Genomic DNA, 1,089 nt, shown 5'->3' with positions numbered 1-1,089 from the left:
GGCTCTGTTCGCGTTGGCTAGGGATGAAGTCAGACCGAGATTGCCAAGGCCAGCAGTGACGCGGCCTTGGCGCCGGATTGAGCATTCCGGTCGAGCGCCCGGAACCAGCCCAGATAGTTCGGCAAGTAGGATGTGGCTACTCCCTTGAATCGCGCCATCCAGGCTTTGAAGCGGCTGTGGTAGGCGTTGACGTTCTGGATGTGCCAGGCGCCGCGTTTGCGCTCGCCGCGCAGCGTGTTCAAGCCGTAGTGTTCGAGGCCCAGGTCCCGAGCGACGCTGGCCAGCATGGCGCTGCCATCGGTGCAGAGCACCGCATCGGTGGCCACCGCCGTCGGCAGTACGGCCATCAGCCCTTGCTTGTTGGCTGATTTCAGAACGAAATCCGTGGTTTGGCCAACGCGGTTGCGCGCAACCAAGACCGGTACCTGTTCGTCGGACAGGCCGCGCTTGGCGGCACGGCCGCCCCGGCGGCGCGGGCCACGCGAACCGTCCGCCAGCAGGCGACACCGTTGGCCCTTGTACGAGCGCAGGACGTAGGCTTCGTCCGCTTCGACCACGCCGGCAAGGCGATTGCACTTGGTGTCGCGTGGCACGGCCAGGAAACGATGGCGCCAACGGAAGGCGGTCGTGCGATGAACGCCCATGCGCACCGCTGCCTTGCGCACGCTTAGCCCTGCATCCAGCCCCTCGACCTGCTGTAACCACTTCGCCCGCTGGCGTAGCCGCGCCAGTGGTGTGCCGGTCAGGCGGTTGAAACTCGCCCCGCAGTCGTTGCATTTGAAGCGCTGCACGCCATTGGCTTGGCCATTGCGAACGATCCGCGAGCATCGGCACTTCGGGCACGCCGCAGGAGGCTCCCCAGATCGCAGTACGGTCGCGACCGCATCCACCGCGGCCCCTTCCTGCAGCCGGGCCAGCACCTGTTCCCGCTGGCCGGGTGTCAGCTTCACGGCTTCGGCCATCCAACGCTTGAGTTCACGGGCACGCATCGCAGGCTCCTGCCGCCCGAAACCCTCGGGCCGTCGTGCCAAATCTGCGCGATGACGGGCTCACCGACTGAGACGATCACTACTCAACGCGAACAGAGCC

1 protein-coding gene is annotated in these 1,089 nt (G+C 66.0%); it reads right to left on the bottom strand.

Annotation, left to right across the window (positions count from 1 at the left end; all coding sequences use genetic code 11):
- Positions 1 to 29: 29 nt before the first annotated feature.
- Positions 30 to 989 (bottom strand): IS1595 family transposase, encoded by a 960-nt coding sequence (locus ACYVD7_RS14290; protein WP_460764556.1) that lies wholly within the window; start codon positions 987 to 989, stop codon positions 30 to 32.
- Positions 990 to 1,089: the final 100 nt, after the last annotated feature.

This window comes from Lysobacter fragariae (assembly GCF_054779775.1).
Note: the sequence above shows the minus strand (reverse complement) of the source record. Positions and strands in the feature narration are given on the sequence as shown.